At 43.5% G+C, this 18,524-nt stretch carries 18 protein-coding genes and 1 riboswitch; all 18 genes read right to left on the reverse strand.

The features are described 5' to 3' along the window. Positions 1–2 precede the first annotated feature (2 nt). Positions 3–1,421 carry an NAD(P)-binding domain-containing protein gene (locus FPZ44_RS09650; RefSeq protein ID WP_144991771.1) on the reverse strand — a complete coding sequence of 473 codons (1,419 nt, stop codon included), beginning with the start codon at positions 1,419–1,421 and terminating at the stop codon, positions 3–5. 445 nt (positions 1,422–1,866) lie between these two features. After that, on the reverse strand, positions 1,867–3,135 hold the full coding sequence (locus tag FPZ44_RS09660; protein ID WP_144989648.1) for a cytosine deaminase: 1,269 nt from the start codon (positions 3,133–3,135) through the stop codon (positions 1,867–1,869). Then, complete coding sequence (gene codB, locus FPZ44_RS09665; protein ID WP_144989650.1) at positions 3,104–4,381, reverse strand: cytosine permease; 1,278 nt, start codon at positions 4,379–4,381, stop codon at positions 3,104–3,106. Before codB ends, FPZ44_RS09660 begins: the two co-directional genes overlap by 32 nt. A 262-nt stretch (positions 4,382–4,643) precedes the next feature. After that, complete coding sequence (locus FPZ44_RS09670) at positions 4,644–5,390, reverse strand: class I SAM-dependent DNA methyltransferase (RefSeq protein WP_186785981.1); 747 nt, start codon at positions 5,388–5,390, stop codon at positions 4,644–4,646. A gap of 153 nt (positions 5,391–5,543) precedes the next feature. Then, positions 5,544–6,155: a suppressor of fused domain protein gene (locus FPZ44_RS09675; protein WP_144989654.1), complete on the reverse strand. Its 612-nt coding sequence runs from the start codon at positions 6,153–6,155 to the stop codon at positions 5,544–5,546. A 220-nt stretch (positions 6,156–6,375) separates the two neighbouring features. Then, positions 6,376–7,536, reverse strand: coding sequence for a phosphoribosylglycinamide formyltransferase 2 (gene purT / locus FPZ44_RS09680; RefSeq protein WP_144989656.1), 1,161 nt, complete (start codon positions 7,534–7,536; stop codon positions 6,376–6,378). Positions 7,537–7,618: 82 nt separating this feature from the next. Beyond that, positions 7,619–7,699: riboswitch (ZMP/ZTP riboswitch) on the reverse strand. Positions 7,700–7,755: 56 nt separating this feature from the next. Beyond that, on the reverse strand, positions 7,756–8,181 hold the full coding sequence (locus FPZ44_RS09685) for a hypothetical protein (protein WP_144989658.1): 426 nt from the start codon (positions 8,179–8,181) through the stop codon (positions 7,756–7,758). Positions 8,182–8,492: 311 nt separating this feature from the next. Continuing rightward, positions 8,493–9,350, reverse strand: a complete 858-nt coding sequence (locus tag FPZ44_RS09690; protein WP_144989660.1) for an STM4011 family radical SAM protein — start codon at positions 9,348–9,350, stop codon at positions 8,493–8,495. After that, positions 9,347–10,723, reverse strand: a complete 1,377-nt coding sequence (locus FPZ44_RS09695) for an STM4012 family radical SAM protein (RefSeq protein WP_144989662.1) — start codon at positions 10,721–10,723, stop codon at positions 9,347–9,349. The genes FPZ44_RS09690 and FPZ44_RS09695 overlap by 4 nt, the downstream gene beginning before the upstream one ends. A 19-nt stretch (positions 10,724–10,742) precedes the next feature. Further along, positions 10,743–11,528 (reverse strand): STM4013/SEN3800 family hydrolase, encoded by a 786-nt coding sequence (locus tag FPZ44_RS09700; RefSeq protein WP_144989664.1) that lies wholly within the window; start codon positions 11,526–11,528, stop codon positions 10,743–10,745. A 19-nt stretch (positions 11,529–11,547) separates the two neighbouring features. Continuing rightward, positions 11,548–12,774, reverse strand: coding sequence for an STM4014 family protein (locus FPZ44_RS09705; RefSeq protein WP_144989666.1), 1,227 nt, complete (start codon positions 12,772–12,774; stop codon positions 11,548–11,550). Between the two features lie 2 nt (positions 12,775–12,776). After that, positions 12,777–13,622 carry an STM4015 family protein gene (locus FPZ44_RS09710; protein ID WP_144989668.1) on the reverse strand — a complete coding sequence of 282 codons (846 nt, stop codon included), beginning with the start codon at positions 13,620–13,622 and terminating at the stop codon, positions 12,777–12,779. 119 nt (positions 13,623–13,741) lie between these two features. Next, on the reverse strand, positions 13,742–14,644 hold the full coding sequence (locus FPZ44_RS09715) for a hypothetical protein (protein WP_261378273.1): 903 nt from the start codon (positions 14,642–14,644) through the stop codon (positions 13,742–13,744). Positions 14,645–14,660: 16 nt separating this feature from the next. Further along, positions 14,661–15,173, reverse strand: coding sequence for a DUF4303 domain-containing protein (locus tag FPZ44_RS09720; RefSeq protein ID WP_144989670.1), 513 nt, complete (start codon positions 15,171–15,173; stop codon positions 14,661–14,663). Then, the gene (locus tag FPZ44_RS09725; RefSeq protein ID WP_144989672.1) at positions 15,167–15,745 is read right to left on the reverse strand and encodes a hypothetical protein; all 579 of its coding nucleotides are present in this window, start codon (positions 15,743–15,745) and stop codon (positions 15,167–15,169) included. The genes FPZ44_RS09720 and FPZ44_RS09725 overlap by 7 nt, the downstream gene beginning before the upstream one ends. Positions 15,746–15,801: 56 nt before the next feature. Beyond that, positions 15,802–16,521: a suppressor of fused domain protein gene (locus FPZ44_RS09730; RefSeq protein ID WP_144989674.1), complete on the reverse strand. Its 720-nt coding sequence runs from the start codon at positions 16,519–16,521 to the stop codon at positions 15,802–15,804. A 303-nt stretch (positions 16,522–16,824) separates the two neighbouring features. After that, positions 16,825–17,538, reverse strand: a complete 714-nt coding sequence (locus FPZ44_RS09735) for an ABC transporter permease (RefSeq protein WP_144989676.1) — start codon at positions 17,536–17,538, stop codon at positions 16,825–16,827. Beyond that, positions 17,535–18,383, reverse strand: a complete 849-nt coding sequence (locus FPZ44_RS09740) for an ABC transporter ATP-binding protein (protein ID WP_144989678.1) — start codon at positions 18,381–18,383, stop codon at positions 17,535–17,537. The genes FPZ44_RS09735 and FPZ44_RS09740 overlap by 4 nt, the downstream gene beginning before the upstream one ends. Positions 18,384–18,524 lie beyond the last annotated feature (141 nt).

Below are 18,524 nucleotides of genomic sequence, written 5' to 3' on the forward strand. Positions count from 1 at the left end.
GTTTATCCTCCCTTCTTTGCCCATTCTCCAACAAATTCAGCTTCATTATAAGAATAAATGTTTTTCAAAATCTCCTCACGATTATCAGAGAACAGCTGGTCTGCTACAGATGAAACGAGTCTAGGTATGCCATATCTCATTCCGGGAAGCGAAGAGGCTGAGATACCACAGCTAACTAAAGCTGAAAAGTTAAAAACAAAAAGTCCGTGAAGTAGCTTTGTATCCTTTTTGTCTAGGCATGTGAAAGTAAAGTCAGGGCCAAGGTAAGGATACGCATCAAGCTTATGGCTAGCTGTCTCAGCAGGTGCATGATAATAGTCGCCCCAACGCGCAATATGGTGTTCGAAGTTCTTAAGTTCTGGACGCAGAGAATGATCAGTCACAAGACCAGTCGAAATGATTAGAAAATCAAAAGTGAAATTACCCTGCGGAGTAGTGACAACGGCACTCTCAGCTTCATGCTGTACGTCAAGCCATGGTGCACCTAAGTGTAATTGAAAGCCGGGATGTGAAGCTGCACGTTCAAATGTGTCATTCGTAGGAGGTTGATGCTTTAAGTAATGGGATATAACGGCATATTTATCAGCATCAGATAGTACATGGAAACGTTCAATTAGACCTGACGCCCCCATTTGACGCATTGGGTTAATGCGTGGCATCTCCGTGCGGCGGACAAATACGTGAGCCGAACCCACACCTTCAGATAATGCAAAATTGGCATTATCAAAAGCTGATGCTCCACCGCCTAAAATGGCCACCTTTTTGCCTTTTAGGGACTTAAAATCAATATTTTCTGAGGTGTGTGCATAGAGGTGACGAGGTAATGTTTCGGAAATCATAGAGGGTACATGCCATTCCCCTCCGCCTTGAATACCAGTAGCTAAAATAACCTTGCGGGCCAATAATGAATTAGAAGATGCTCCTGCTCCTTCCATATGCAGTCGATAAACATCTTTCCCTGTAGGCTCAATAAGCTTCACCTTTACCTCATTAACAACAGGTAGATTAAGAATCTTTCGATACCAACGTAGATAGCTCATCCAGTCGTTCCGTGGAATCTTATCGACGTCCTCCCAACTTTGTGGTCCAAATTGAGCTTCCCACCAGGAGCGAAAAGTCAGAGAAGGCACTCCAAGATCAATGGATATCAAATGTTTAAGCGTACGCAATGTCATCATACGAGCGTAAGTTACCCATGGCCCTTCATATCCTTCAACGTTTTCGTCGATGATAAGGATATTAGATATTCTTTCACGCAAAAGCCCAAAGGCCACACCTAAGCCACACTGGCCACCTCCTATAATTACTGCATCGTAGACATGTCCTTCAGGATGTTGGGTTTGGCGTACCCAGTCTTCTCCCCCAAATGCAAGATAGGAAAGATCTCTTCTTACTTGTTCATTTAAAGCTTCTAAACTCATCATTTTTCATTCCTTTCGATAATTGACTTTATCTTCTGAACGAATCGTTAAGTTAGTTTGCCTACACTGCTTTCGAGAGCAATGCATGGATTGTTTTCAACAACTTTAGTAAGACTTTCTGAAATCTTCGAGAGTGCCCCACCTCCTTAATTTTACCATCAATATACCATACCCCCCTATAGTATGCAAAGGGCTTTTATTTGAGTTTTAAAAATAAATGTTCGACGACTGAAGGAGTAAAGGAGGGACTCGAAGCAAGTGAAAAGCGTGGGAAAGAATTGCGTAGACCGAAATTAGATACAGAAAAGCTTACTGCTGTAAATGAAAATCCCCTCCTGTATCCAGGAAGAGTTCACGATCACGCGATCTCTTGTTACCCTGTCCACCATGAGGGGATTTTAGCTAATGCGCATGCCCTGCTTAATGCATGGCATACTTCATTCGATTATTTATTGAAAGTGATTTTCTCTGAGCCGCTCTCAAGAACGATAGACGTATCCCGAGGTTTCGTTTCCGCGATTTTGCGGCCGCCTCTGAATGAATAAAGCACTGCTGCCTGTTTGCGAATTGCCTCATATTCGTTCTCTGCTTCAAGAACGATGAAGTTGGCAGGCATGCCTTCTTCAATACCGTACTTATTTTCGATATCCAGCGTTCTTGCACTATTTTTCGTGATGAGGTCGATTGAATTTACGATTTGATCGTAACCGAGCAACTGTGAAGCATGGATACCCATGTGCAGTACTTGAAGCATGTTGCCTGTGCCTAACGGATACCATGGATCAAAGATGTCATCGTGACCGAAGCACACATTAAGACCGGCTTCCTGCAGCTCTTTGACGCGAGTCAACCCTCTTCTTTTCGGGTATGTATCAAAGCGCCCCTGTAGGTGGATGTTGACCAAAGGATTAGAGACGAAATTGAGGTCAGCCATCTTCAGCAATCTAAATAATTTGTACGTATATGCATCATTGTATGACCCCATCGCCGTTGTATGGCTTGCCGTAGTGCGGGAGCCCAGTCCTCGTTCGTAGGCTTCTTTGGCAACAACCTCTAAGAAACGGGATTGCTCGTCATCAATTTCGTCACAATGGATGTCGATAAGACGGTCGTATTTTTCAGCGAGGTCAAATGCGACCTTCATCGAATCAACGCCATATTCCCTTGTGAATTCGAAGTGTGGAATGCCGCCGACCACGTCAACGCCCATTTTCAGCGCCTCTTCCAGCAATTCCGCGCCGTTCGGGTAAGAATGAATGCCTTCCTGCGGGAAAGCGACAAGCTGGATATCAATGTATGGCGCCATTTCTTCTTTCACTTCAAGTAACGCTTTAACCGCGGTCAAGCTTGGATCGGTGACGTCTACATGTGTTCGTACATGCTGGATACCCTGCGCGATCTGCCACTTCAGTGCTGTTTTGGAGCGCGTTTTGACGTCTTCATGCGTTAGGAATGCCTTGCGTTCTGACCAGCGCTGGATGCCTTCGAACAGCGTTCCGCTCAAATTCCATTCTGGCTCTCCCGCTGTTAACGTTGTATCCAGATGAATATGAGGTTCAATGAATGGCGGCAGCACAAGCGAACCGTTGACGTCAATGATTTCCTCGTTTGTAGTGGCTTCCAGTGATTGTGTGATTCGTGCAAACTTCCCGTCTTTCACGACGATATTCCATAAACCTTCTTTACCCCGCAATTTGGCGTTCTGTATAATCATTTGTTTTCCCCTTTTCATTAATTTCTTTCGCTGGAACGATAAGCATCAACACGATGTAGGCTACAGCTGTACCGATCAGTGCATTCAATGGCGTAATTCCCGGAGCTAGCTGGGCGAAGGCAACGCCGATGGCCCAAGCCACCATCGCTATCCAGTTCACCTTCCTAAAAGTTGTATCAGCAAACGGTTTATAGTTTCTACGCTTCACAAAGAAGTAGTCCGCGATGATGATAGCTCCGATGGACGGTACCGCCGCGCTAAGCACAGTCAGGAAACCGACGAAATTGTTGTACATCCACATTGCGAATATGGTACCCACGATGCCGTTTACAACGACGAGAAGCTTTTTCGAAATCTTAGTGATGTTTGCAAAGCCCAACCCGGAAGCGTAAAGGGCATTATCGTTGGTCGTCCAAATATTCAACCCGAGGACGATAATCGCCGGAATGGTCAAACCTTGCAAGAACATGACCTCCGAGATATCAGCCAGCTTATATGCCATTGCGCCGACTGCTCCGAACAGGAACATGAGTGAATTCCCAAGGAAGAACGCAATGACCGTTGCGGTAACTGCCTGTTTGGAGGTTTGGGAAAAGCGTGCAAAATCGGGTGTCAGCGTTCCGCCGCTAATGAATGACCCGATACAAATGGTCAATGCTGCTGCCGTGGTAAGCGTCTCTGCTGGCGTGTAATCGAGCAACCCTTGCAAACCACCAAGCGAGCCTGCTCCTTCGAACATAGAGTAACTACCAAGAATGGCAATGGCCGGAACCGCAATATAGCCCAGAATGACGAGCGACTTCATACCGAAAATGGCTGTTGCCGTCATTGCGAAACCAAACAAAAAGATCAATAGGTACACGTTCCAATCCATTGCTTTGGCTACTGGAACCGCGAACATGGCGACGCCGACACCGAACCATCCGACCTGTGTGAAGCCTAGCAGGAACGAAGGTAAGTACGACCCTTTCTCACCGAACGAATATTTTGCCAGCAAATGCGTGGAAAGTCCCGTTTTGGCTGCGATATGTGCCAACGCTCCCGTATAGATACCGAGTACCAAATTACCTACCAGTACAATCGCAATGAACTCCATGAACGTCAAGCTGACTCCCAACGTTCCCCCTGCCAGCATACTTGCTGAAAAGAAAGTGAACCCTAGCATTACGGATAACGTCTTCCAAAAATTGTTTCTCTGCGTTTTCGGTACCTCTTGCCACGAAAACTCTTGATCTTGTTTGCTCATCAGAATACCTCCAGCTTAAAGTGTTCTGATACCAAAAAAGCAGAAAAAGAGGCTACTTGTCATATATCAAACTGACAAGTAGCCTCTTTTTTACATCTTAAACCGCGCGAAAAAGCAAAGCATCCCTGACGGAATATGCCCTGATTCATGCGTGAATAAATAGATCCGCTTCCCTTGTCAGCCTCTCTGGACTGAATTAAAGGTACCAGTATTCAATTACATTCTATTATTTTGAAAAATCATATGATTGTCAATGTTAATATTAACCATCGGTTTTCCTGCAAACGCTAATGATAGATGAAGATAACGCTGAGAACGGCGTTTTATCCCAGTCAGCATATTGATGTTCAATGCGAAAGCCGTGACGGGTTAATAAAGAATTCAGCGTATCCGAATCTGTAAACCGACAAGCAATTCGGGAAGTGGTTCGCTTATAGCCCCAATCGCGCATCGTGACCCAATGCATGATATGCTGGCTAGCATCATAACATTGCGTGCCTGATACCTTGACGTTGTTCCCATCCTTATCAATAAATGATCCCCATTCTGTCTCCTCTTGATCAGATAGATCCGTTCCATTCGGATTGCGAGTCTCAAATGCAAAGATTCCACCGGGATGTAAATGTTTGTGAACGGTTGTGAGCAAATCGATTTGATCTTGATTACTTAAAAATGCTTGAAATGCATTACCAGTCAAATAAATCATCGAAAATCGCTTGTCCGATTCGAAGGTACGGGCATCGCCTTCCATAAAAGTAACAGTCAAACCTTCCGCCTTCAACCGCGCATATGCAAGCATCGCTGATGAGATATCTACACCGGTTATCGTTATGCCGGCTTTCGATATGGGGATCGTTGTTAAGCCTGTACCACAAGCAAGTTCTAACACTTCCCCAGGACTCGATTTAGCAAGCTCAAGATAGAACTGATATTTGTCCATTTCACCATCAAATTCAAGATCGTAATTCACCGGATCTTCATATTCTTCAAGATTGCTATGTTCAATCAACGCCATTCCCCCTTTCATTCTTTCATTTTCAAATTATTGTAGATTTGTTTAGAACAAAAGTCATGGATAAATAACTATTCAAGGCAGGAACACTATTTATATTTTTGGTATTCTGGTATATCGAGACATAACCGCAGACCTGCTATCACCTAATTAATGAGGACGAGTGGGATCTATGATTGATTGCGTAAGCGTTTCTATGTAAGTATCAAAAGCATCAATGCCTTCTTGTAAAATTATACGTGCTTCAGTGTGAGTAATTGGTACAATCCACAAGACACTAATTATTTCTTCACCTATTTTAATTTCTTCTAAATCTTCACTTTCTCCTCTTAGTTCATCAATCAATAGAGCTTTTGTAGTCCAGTTCTCTGGTGCTAGTGTGCTCTCAGTCATTACTCGTGGTACTTCGGAAGATGTTATATTTTCAATATTATGGGCAATTAGGTCGCAGAAATATGAGAATATGCGATCAATGCTTTCTTGTCCCAAATCGGGTTTCAAAGCTAACATCCATTCAGTCTCAGTAGGTTTTCCGGTTTTTCGAATGGAATTAGATAGGCCGACTGTTGCGAATCTTGCAGGAGTTGTATCGTTAATTGATGGGAAATAATATATCTCAATATATATGCCAATCTCCGGTTTTGTCATTATGACTCTATATTCTGGCATAGACCACTCTTTCATATATAAATTAAGAATAATTGTTCTTCTGATGTCAAAGTCTAGAATCTTTTCTTGGCTTGACACTCTATTGATTTGCATATTCAATCACCTTTTTTCTTTGTTAATTTTCGCTAGTTTCATTTTCCTAAGAAGGCAGGAACGGCCCCAATAACAAAAGATGACGGTGAAAGGATCGATATCCTGAGTACCGTCATCTTTTCATTTTACACATTTACCTGAAAGTCATATGTCAATTAAACATTCCTATTTATGAGCAGACCCATCCAAAAAGTCCTTAAAACTCGTTAAACTCCTTGAATCAAGCTTTTTCCACCTGTAGCTGATCCAGTGCCAGCTTCGCGCGCTGACGTGCGGTTTCCACAGTATCCGCTCCAGACAGGGCGACCGCTATCCTTCTACCTACTTTGGTTACTGGTTTGCCAAAGATGCGCAGCTGTGTGTTCGGAACTTCCAATGCATGCTCAGCTCCTGTAATCGTATAATCCTCTAGCTCTTGCGGCGCTTTCAATGGTCGGCTGGCTCCCGGTGTGATCAGTTCAATCTCCGGAATCGGATATCCGAGGATGGCTCGGACATGCAGTGCAAACTCAGATAGGTTCTGAGTGACGAGGGTGACTAATCCAGTATCATGCGGACGTGGCGAAACTTCGCTGAAGTACACTTTGTCCGCTGTCAGGAATAGTTCAACACCAAACAATCCATAGCCCCCGAGCTCATCCGTGATGGCTCGAGCTATCGACTTGGCTTCCTCTAGCTGCTGTTCGCTCATATCATGCGGCTGCCACGACTCGATATAATCTCCGTCCTCCTGAATGTGTCCGATGGGTGCGCAGAAGCTTGTCCCGTTTACAGAGCGTACCGTCAGCAGCGTAATTTCGGACTGGAAAGTAATGAACTCTTCAATGATAACCCGCCCATTTTGCACCCGTCCGCCTTCCATGGCAGTTTGCCAGCAAGGTTCAATATCATGCTCGCTGCGGCAGACACTCTGCCCTTTGCCGGAGGAGCTCATCAATGGCTTAATTACACACGGATAGCCCATCTGTTGTACCGCCTCAACAAATTCATCATACGTATCTGCAAAGCGATAGCCTGCCGTAGGCAAGCCCAGTTGCTCAGACGCAAGTCTACGAATCCCCTCGCGGTCCATCGTCAGCTTCGCAGCTCTAGCGGTTGGTATTACGCGATATCCCTCATCTTCGAGCTTGATCAGTTCTGACGTAGCCAAAGCCTCAATTTCAGGTACAATTAGATCCGGCTGCTCCAGCTCGATCACGCTCCGCAGCTTGTCCCCATCCAGCATATCTATCACGTAATGGCGGTGTGCAACCTGCATAGCCGGTGCATGCTCATAGCGGTCAACTGCCACCGTGTATATTCCTAATCGTTGAGCCTCAATGATTACTTCCTTGCCCAGTTCTCCCGAGCCCAGCAGTAGTAGTTTTTTCGTGTTCAGCATATTTGTCAGCTCCTCTTTTCATTCATTAATAGATTAGTTATGTCTCAAAAAACAAGAAAGAGGCAAGGGAAATAGGCTCCCTTACCTCTGCCCAGGCGTACGGCCGTTGTCATCTATGTGCTCCCTCATGGTATCCCATGCTACGCCAGTCACACATAAACCTATTAATTGTCAGATAAATCATACTGAACTTCCTACTGAAATGCAACTATTTCCAAATCAATCATAAAACCATACATATGCCGCCTTAGAGCCAATGATGTAAAATTCAGCTTTTCTATTGTCTCCGTCCACAAATCTACCGATTTTTCGCCAAACTGCACAACCGTCGCTGCCGGTTTTTTCAGTCCATACTAAATCAGCAGGATTGGGGACAGAATCGGCCTCATATAAAGTATAGTAGTCGTGCGCTGTTGAACAAACTCTGAAATCTCCCCCAGTAGAATTCACCGTAGGACTGCTTACGTAAAAATTGGGGCCTAATCTAGTTAGCCGATCTTCACCTATCCAATTCCACTTTCCATCCCCGCTCTGGGAAGTCACTGGTGGATCGCCCAATGCGCTCGCCGTAGCTAATGGAATGATACATACTAATGTTAGTAACAATAAAAAGATTCTTGTCCGTGCCTTTTTACGCAAACTCATAATTTCAATCTGCCTCCTAGAAATAGGTTGTCACCAAGAGTATATGATTGATTACCCTTTATGGATATGCATACCAATTCAGTTGGTGAAAGTTTATTTCATCGTTTACATTTTTACTTTTATTTTCACTGGACAGTTCATTTTACTGTACAGCAGAAAAACACCTTCAAATTGTACTCCCGATCTCACGAGATGGTCGTTCACTTGAAGGTGTGTTGATATATCTCATATGATGTTTCAATACACGCATCCACTTAGGATGCGACGCTTTACCAGCGGTTCATAGATATCAGAAATGCTCGCTTGCCCTTTTACGATAATATAGCAATCCGTTCGAGTGCGCGTTCTCCGTAGATAGAATCGAACGGCTGCTCTTCCATATGGATATAGCCTATATAACAATCACATTGCTTCATCCGACATGGGCGTTCTTTAGAGATTCCATCAAGTCCATCTCTATACAAATTTCCGATCACTTGACGATCTTTATAGCAACGCTTTACGCGCCCGTCTCCTTGGACATAAAACACATTTTTTCCGGCACGGCACGGCTTGTTCTTACTATCGTAATCCTTAGCATTATGGACAAAATAAGGGTCTATATCGGTCAAAAATGCTGTATCTTCGGCAGAATAGTATTCTGATTTATCTTTATAGGCGTTCACCCACATATAAACATCATCAGGTAGTGCATTCCTTAAGGAAGAAATGGAGTTAAACGCGCTCTTAACACCGACAGATCCTACACTGAACGGTATTTTTTGTTCATAAAGATTGCCGCATTGCTGTAAAAATCGCTCTTCCACTGTCTGCCCAGGATGGTAGGTTACCCAGAATGCAGTAGTAACTGGATTCAAATTGGCCGTCCAATCGAGTCTAGCGGATAAGTTGGTTTGTATAGCGACCTTTGTAACGTGCTGCATATGGGACAGCTTAACCATAGCCTCTCTATACCAACGATGCGTAAGTCCTTCGCCATATGGGTTAAAAAACACAGATAGCTGATGTCCGCTTTCTTCTTGCTTCCCTACCCAGTCGACAAACTTCTGTACTTGTAGCCTATCCTTCGTCAATGTCTCTTGACTATCAATATTTTTGCTAAAAGGACAGTAAGGGCAGTCATAATTGCAAGAGCTCAGGCTCCCGCGAAAATAAATGGTCGCCCTCATGACAGTACACAGCTTTCCATACGCGCCCGTATTTCTGGAGAGATGAACCAATCTCCTATGGAATCGGAGTACATAAGACCTTCATCCGTCAGACGCAGCACCTCATGCTCTATCACAGCTAGATCCGTATGCATCAGCAGATTCAACTCGGGAAAATCGTTGAGAGATGATGTTGTGAACCGCTCCTCGTAACTCCTCAATGCCAAACCTTCCGTATGAAGCAGCGCCTTTAGTATAAAGCGTCGCTGCTGGTCATCCTTACTTAACACAATGCCATAATCTGCATGGGTATAGTCGGCTGAAGCCACGTAGTCGGCAATGATGCTTGCTGTAGCTGAACGACCTACACTATACCGCGAGGAGTAATGAACCGTTTTTGTGTAAGATCGTGCTCCACAACCAAGTCCAATCATACCCTCCTCCTGACATCCATAAGGAAGCAATGATTTCTCTGAACCCGCTTCAGCTTTGGCAAATCTGCGCATAGAGTACTGAGTATATCCATGTGCAAGCAAACGATCTCGTGCTACACGATAGAAGCTTACTCTCTGATCCTCACCGCTCTGCCTTATCTGCTCTGGCTTTACAATCGTATGGTCACGAGTATATAGCGGATAAATAAATAACTCCTCCGGATCATAAGACAACGCTTTATCCAGCGAATATATCCATGAATCTAAGGTTTGACCAGGAAGGCCATAAATCAAATCTAAATTAAGGATCGGAAACTGATACAGCTTGAGCTGTCTCAGAGCTCTTTCGACTTCCTGCGGCTTTTGGGGACGATAGATCGCGTCTGCTTCAAATTCTACGAAGCTTTGAATGCCCATGCTGACCCGATCCACTTGCCTGCTTTTTAAAATGTCCAAGCGTTCGGTGCTTATCGTCTCCGGAGATGTTTCTACCGAGATGGAAGCTTGACTCGGATCCATACCCATTCCATGTTGAGCAATATGAAACAATCGATCTAACTGGTCAGGTTGCAGCAAAGTCGGTGTACCGCCTCCAACAGCAAATCGAGCAATTGGTGCATTCGGAATGAGTGAGGCCCATTGTGCAGCTTGTCTTTCCAAAGCATCTACATAATTGGTATGTACGTCGGCTCTCTTGTCAGGCAATGTGAATAAATTGCAAAAGCCGCAGCGAGCCCCACAAAACGGGATATGCATATATAAAAAGAGCGAATCTGCCTTTTCCTGGCTCCACAGTTCGGACAAGGGCAGCTTCCTCTCCAATTCTCGATAGGAGGTTTTGTGTGGATAAGCGTATAAATAAGACCGGTAAGGCTCTGATGTTATGTTTTCTTTCCAGCTGCGCAGAGCCTCCGGATTCTGAATGATGTCCATGTAATTAGGGTAAACCGTAAGGCTCATATTGATCCCTTCTCTCACTTTACAAAATAAATTCACGGTAAGGCACATTCCATACGACATCATGCGCAAGCCTGTGGCCGTTGTAGCCGTCTTCACCGAAGGCGGTGCCATGATCAGAGAACACCATGCAAAATACAGGGCGTTCTCGTTCTCGGAATGCCTGAAATAATCGACCAAGCTCACCGTCAACATATCGAAGTGCCGCGCGCTGCGTCTCTATGGAGTCTTTCTTTGCTCCCGGTACAAAATAATGATTGGGACCATGAATCGCTGATACATTCATAAACATAAACAGACGTTCTGTCTCATTGGAATTGTGCAGCAGCTTGATGGCATGGTTCACCTGATGCTCTGTAGAACGTTGATTCGTAACCCCAAAGGTCATTCGCCAATAGCTTTCTTGAAAGTAGCTTGGAAGAACTTTGGCAAGCGGGACTTTTTTGCTAAAAAAGATGACTCCGCCTATACAAATCGTGCGGTAGCCTACTGCCTGCAATCCAGATACGATATCCGTTGAATCAAATTGCCATGTGTACGGATGAGTCTTTAACCCCGTATTTTTCGAATGAAACAATCGGACATGCTCTGATTTATTTGTCGTAGCGGGTGTGGGCAGAAATCCGCCAAAGAAAGCATGATGAGCTGCATAAGTGAAGCTGCCCGGTGTATGTCGCTTTTCCCATTGTCCGCTCTCGCATAAATTTGGGCAGTTTTCTTTCTCCAGTACAGCGACATCATATCGAAGCGTATCCAGCGTAATCATCAGAATATCGTGACTGCCTACAATTTCATTCATGTTAATCATGGTGGAGATCCTCTTCCATTTAGATAGTCGTAGAGTGTGAAGCCATTCTCATTTCCCATTCGTAGGGATCATGTCCTTCATAATGACTATGATATAGTAAATCTCCGAACGGATTTACATCCAATACATAAGGTCTATAGGAACCGCTGCTCAATAATACATCTATACCTGCGACGGTAGAACGCGGAAATACCGATAACGTTTGTTCAGCGCATTGTCGCACGGTAGCTTGAAGATTGTCAGTCAAGCCTACCCCCTCCAAGCTCATTCGAGCACTATCGAGATGCAGATTTGTTATAGGTGTTCTGCTAACCCTTGCAATACTGTGACAAGCTTTACCTGCTACAACAAGCTGGCGAATATCAAAGGTGCGCTCCTGATAAGACGCTTTTGGAATCCATTGCTCTACATGAGCGCCATGTCTCAATACCCAATTGATGATTCGGCGAATGTCTTGGGGTTCTTTATAGTGCATGAGCTTCTTTACGTTATAAAATAAAGGAGGTCTACGCAGATAATTTTCCACACCTATTGTAGTCACCGCCGATTCTGCTCCTGTTACGGGGTTTACCTGATATGCGATTACACCGCATGCACCGGAACCAGCTGCTAGCTTAATAAATAAACGATAGATTCGCTTTTTTGCCATAGCATCCCGAAGTGTATCGTAATCCGGGATGGCTTCTGGGGCAGCTAATCTTCTAGGCACCGGCAATCCAGCTGCTGATAAGAGCTGGTGCGTATACCTTTTATCGAACATTGCTGCGATATCCTCGGGAGCATTCATCCATCGTGGCTTATTCCACAGCTGTGCGGCCTCCCTGTCCAGTCGAGATAAAAGCTTGCAGTACCCACGAAACCACTGGGAAGGATGATACAGCTTTCCCTTAACTTCCTGTAACCCTTTGGCCATCTTTACCGAGATAGGCTGAACAACGCTCTTGTTATATCTAATCCAACGTTCGTCTATCTCGGATATATGGGTGTTTGCCGTATCAGGGGAACCAAGTACAATAAGTTCACGTTCCACTTCAAAATGTTCCCCAGGCGCGTCAAGCCGGAGCAATGGAGGTTCATCCAACGTTTGCCCTAAGTTTTGTGCAACTGAACTAAAGGATGCATTTCCTTGCAATACATCTATATAATCCAGCACAAGAGCTGGGGGCAGCCCCAGCCGAGCTCTTGCCGCTTGAAGTCCCGTTGTTCTTCTATTGCCGGAATTGCCAATGATAATCATCGAATTCATCGTTATTCCGTCAAGGAAGGATAGCGATAATCCTCGTCTTCATCAGAATCCTGTTGATCGCTGATATCTACGTTGAGACCTGACTGCTTCCAACGATTCATCATTTCATCCGACATGTAATGGTAGTTTAAGTCAAGCTTCTTCAGTTTCATTATTTTTTCACTATTGATAAGTGCTTCAGCTCCAGTATCTGTCAACGTGCCCATAGAAAGATCCAACGTATGTAGTTGATCAACAATCGGTGCATTGGCTACTGCAATCGCGATTTCATCTTGAATTTGGCTATCTTTGAGCCCAAGATAGGTAAGCAGAGGGAACTTTCCAGGTTCGATCAACTGGAGCACATCTGCGAGAGTTGCATCAAATCCATAATCCTCTACTCCTAAATAAAGCTCCAGCTTCTTCAAATTTTTGAAACTGCCTTCACTTATGCTAGTAATGACGTCTTTTCCAAGTCCGCCGCAAATAATAGTGAGCTCTTCCAGTTTATCGTGTTGAGCCGGAACAAGGCTAAGATCGGTACTCCCTTTAATAGTGAGTGAGCGAAGATCAGGATAAGCAGATAGAATCGGTCCTATGTTAGATTGATTAATCCAAGAGACCTCGCATTCTTCATAGGACATATCGCCAATAAATAAGCTCCGCAGCTGCGGAAAACGGTCTTTCAGCCGAACAAGAGCTTCGACAATTTCACTAGAGTCATTTTCGTAGGCGCCGCCCCAGTCACCGATGATGAGACTTTCAAGTTGTAAGCTCTCATCCTTGCCTGCAAGCTCCTCTATTAATTCTACGATTTTGACACCACTTTCATATTGATCATAATCGACAGATAGTTTAAGTTCGGACATAACCATACCTCCTAAAAATGAATACAAACTCTCTTTTATTATAATAGCCATACTTACAAGTTACAAATGTTTACCAATTCATAAACATCTCCTACATTATTGCTTTGTGGAAGGAAACTCTATATTTCTGGTATGTCGAGACATAATCGTAGACCTGCTAACTGGCCGGGCATATTTTTCAAAGGTAATTGCAGTTCGGTCAATAGCATCGCCCATTGTGAAGGATGCTGAAACGGGTAAAATCCGGCGGCGCCTCCACGAACGATTATCTCATTCTTCTCTCCTCCAATGCGGGTGAATGCCGCGATGGCGAGACCTGCGACGCCGAACATATTGGAAGCGGCATGATTGAGCCTACTATCGCCAAATTGTGTGAGACAAATATCATCGGATAAATCTCGTGCTGGAATTTCTTCTCCACAAATGAATAAATTATTGTTTAATTCCTTGGAGACATACTCCCATTCGAAGTCCCATGGCATTCTATACCCGGTTTTTTTCAAAAAAGAGGTCGCTTCTTCTAAGTTGACATAGGCAGGGTACGGGCCGTCTTCGCTATAGAAATCAGGCCTTTCTACATCATCTGCTAGATTAATATTCTCCTCCAGTACCCACTCGTACACAGGGACGCGGCTCATTAGGAATGGGTTTATTCGAGTATTTTCAATACCCTCTGATTGATGGATAAGTTCAGAAATCATTGACCAGTCGTTAGGTTCGCAACTATTTCTGATGCTCTCAATACGTTGAGAGGATGCTCCATAAATAAAGTCTCCTCCAAATACTAAAATTAAAGGTGTTTCGTAAAGCTCATCATAAAAACAGGGTATTTCTATTTCTGCACCATTGTTTTTTAATAGATATGGTTTAGCGAGCTTGAACCTTCCTGGTAATTTGTTGAGTATCGAATTACATATATCTTTGCGGCGTTCAGGAGAAGCATTTTGCCAATTTTCTAGGCTATTGATTTCTGTAATATTGTTCATTGAGTATCTTGAAATTTCAGTCACCTTCTTCTTCAACGTATTTTCCAGCCTCTTATTGCCGGACAGATTTTTCGAATTCGGATGCCTCTCTGGCATTATTTAGACGATAGATCCAAGAGATCTCTTTTTCATCATCTAAATAATCTGTTACGGAAAAAACAACTATACATGTTTGAAAAAATCCATCTAATCTCAATTGTTCCAGAGCGAGTACGCATGATTCATATAGGTATTCCTGAAAATGGATGAACTGTTCATCGTTATGAGGTGATTTATGAAAGTGCTCAATAACTTGTTGAACGTCATTAAACCACTCTTGGCCAGAGAATTCATACTTCCACTCGGCGGAACTCCATTTGTAGTATAACGGCTCGTCCGGATCTTCTTCGCATTTCTTCTTCAGATACTCAGTTGTGTTTGCGGAGGGACAAACAGTCATTGCTCCTTCATCTGAATAGAGTCCGAAGGCGCAAAATTCATCGGCTGGATTAGATTTCCGTAACTCAGAAAAGCAGTTTTGAGCAGCGTCTCTAATTAGTTTTACAAGGTCGATATTTTCTAACATGTTTCACCCCGGTGCTTGAAGACAGTCTCTTTTGCTCGAAGGACAATATCATCCACATCGGAAAACTGACGCTCAATCGATGCTAGCGCCTTCAGTAAAAAAAGACCAAGACTTTCATCTCCTAGCCCTAATTCCATTTCGGCGAAAAATTCGATGTCTTCGAGTTTTTCTATATTATTTTTGTTATTGATGTTTTCAGGGTATTCGATGTATTTATGGAGGGTTAATACCGCATCTTCACCCTTGGTTTTAAAATCGTGAACAATTCCATCGAATAGGCTGTCTTTGAACCCTTCCTTGAGTCTGCCTTTTTCATTCAATGCATCTGGATGAAAGGTCGCCAAATAGTTTTCATTTCTTATGGCCTGAACATTGATGGTGTAGGATACTTTTTCTTCGTCAAGAATCTTTATGATTTCATCAATTGACTTGAACTTTAGTCTTGCAAATCTTGCCGAAGAAAATTGCTCGCGCAAAGAATCTTCATGATTTGAAAGATATGCCCTAAAAGAAATATCAGCATTCCCTTCCACTAGTTCTTTGAAATAAACAAGATGCCTTTCATCTAGCATATCTGCCTCCTACGCTTCTAATGTAATGCATTGGTCGTATCTGCTGGGCTAATCTTCTATTCAGCTATGCACGTATTGTGCCGATTCAAATCAATAATCTCGTTAATGCCGTATTCTTCGAACTTATCCAGCAGCGGGTCGCTACCGTGCTTCAACTTGAGTTCCATTTCTTCTGAATAGAGAGGGATGATGGAGTAGAAGTGTACGGTCCGCCCATCTTCCATATCTAGTGAAAGAAAATCCTCGTCCACTTCAAGGGGTGGCAGCAAAATGATCCCGCTCATTTCCGTTTGTTGTGATAGCGGTTCAGCTGGATCTCCATTAGGCATCGTATGCTCCCACCCTAGCCAAGTGTCGTAATCATGGGGAAAACGGGCCAACATTTTCAGCCATTTAATAGGCCAATAGTGATCCGGATTTTGCAAGTCTTCTTGCGAGATCGGCCAATCCGGCGGCAAGCAGATCATCAATTCCGCGTATTCGTAGCCTTCCGCTCCTTCTGGCGTATTCATGGGTAAAAAGCTCATCCCAGTTGTGAATAAAGTATAATAATTTCTTTCGGGAGTCGGGTTTATGACATGAACGTCAATATGAACGACATCCGATAGGATTTCGTGGAAAACGGACTCGACTTCCCCGATATGCTGGCGCACGTGGTCTTCGATTTTCTCGATCCATTTTTCTTCCCCGTGCGCTGGAGGCCGCCATTCATTCTGTCTATCACTATAGCGGTAGATCGTGTTCCCAGACTCCGAATATTCCGTAGATTTCGACAAGTTAGCATCTCCTTTGCTTCCTCTATTTTCTAAATCATCATAGCATATTGTCTATATATAGGAGATGAGTCCATCTATTCAATTTGAAAGAGTTATATATTGAAAATGACTCCCTTTGCAGGAGTCATTTTTCATCCATTTACTAGGATTTCTTTCTGAAATAAACTGTATTGTTCCATATTATCGATCATTATTTGACTACAGCTAAGATGACAACGACAATAACCACAGCTATTACAAATTGAATAATAAAATTTCTCAGGTTAAATTTCATTTATATGACCTCACATTCTATTATTTAATTTACTTATCAAAACGGCTCTTGCCATAGACGATGACTGCAATGATAAGAGAACTAATCGCCCAGATAAGCATATTAAGGAGATGCCATTTGATCTCTGAGAAACCGCCATTTTGCTCTAGAATGATGAGTGCTGATGAGAAGCTTTCAGTAGGAAGATAGGTAATGATTGTACTGACGACAGCGTTATCCAGCATTGTGCTTATTAACGATCCATAGGTAAAGATCACTAGAAGCGGCAGACCCACAATGGAGGTTTCCATAACTGTGCGTGAGACAAGTCCAATAATGGTGCCAAATGAGATGAATATGATTAAGGAGAGCAAAATCATGATAGTGAAGTAAAAAAGCCCGGGAACCTGCATTTTGCTTATAAAGATCGAGCCAATAACGACCAAAATCGTAATTAGAGAAGATAAGAAACTCTTGCCGAGCATGATTTCCATTCGTGTAGCCGGAGATAGCAATAAGGCACGCAAGGTATTTTTCTCCTTTTCTTCAGCCATTATAGTGGCCTGAACAAAGGCGCCTGTTATAACTAGTGCCAGGTTGATCGGCGTACCTAGCAAACTGGCATCGTCCGAACCCGAACGAGATAACATGGCTGCCAGTCCTAATGGCAAGAATATAGTGATTAAAATAGCATAAGCGTTCTTGATCAGATCCTTTACATCTTTTCTAACGATGGCAGATACTCTTCGTATGGAAAATGTCATTGCAAAGACCTCCCTGTGAGTTGAATGAATATCTCTCCTAAAGTTGGTTCATTCGAGTGAATGGACATCAACTCCCCATTGGTTATATATTGGGCAATGGATTGTGCACCATTCTCATTCTGTTTGATTTGAATACGGCTACCGTTTCTTAGTACAAGGTTAATTGTAGAATCCCCGTACTTTGATCGTAGGTTGTGCGGATTGTCCAACTCTACAATTTTCCCATGATCGAGGAAAGCAAGTCGCTGACAGAGATACTCTGCTTCTTGCATGTCATGGGTGCTTAAAAAAATGGTTGTTCCTGATTCATTCAACTTACGCAGGCTTGCATGAATTTGTTGTTTATTGGTCGGGTCTAATGCAGAAGTAGGTTCGTCTAGAAACAGAAGTTCAGGTTTATGCAATAGGGCCCTTACTAAGGTTACTCTCTGCTTCATTCCTTTGGATAGCTTACTTACTACAGTTTTTTTGTCTTGAATAAGGTTAACTTCCTCTAGCACTTCATCAATGCGCTTTACATCTACATCATATAGCTTACAAAAGAGTTCTAGGTTCTCATACACAGTTAGTCGATCATATAATCCGCTGTTGTCAGTAAGGATGCCTATCCGTTTCAATTGCGATGAATCACGCAGCTTGCTTACATCTGTACCGAACACTTGCACGGAGCCGGATGTATGCTGGAGTTGTGAGGTCAGAATTTTCACCATCGTTGTTTTACCTGAACCACTAGGACCTAAAAATCCGAAAATCTCCCCTTTTTGAACATGGAAGTCAACGCCATTCAGAGCCGACTTCTTACCAAAAGATTTTACCATCTGCCTTACTTCAATCTCATGTTTCATCCTGCTAGCTCCTTTATTGGTTGATCTTGCTTATGCAAAACCAATTGTAAGGAAAGTCGCATAACTACGCAGCATTTACAGGGTAAAAAGAGTAAATGGAGGGCTGAATGCTGCATTTTGGATGAGGAATGGAGTATCTGT

This window comes from Paenibacillus agilis (assembly GCF_007786455.1).
Taxonomy (GTDB): domain Bacteria; phylum Bacillota; class Bacilli; order Paenibacillales; family Paenibacillaceae; genus Paenibacillus_B; species Paenibacillus_B agilis.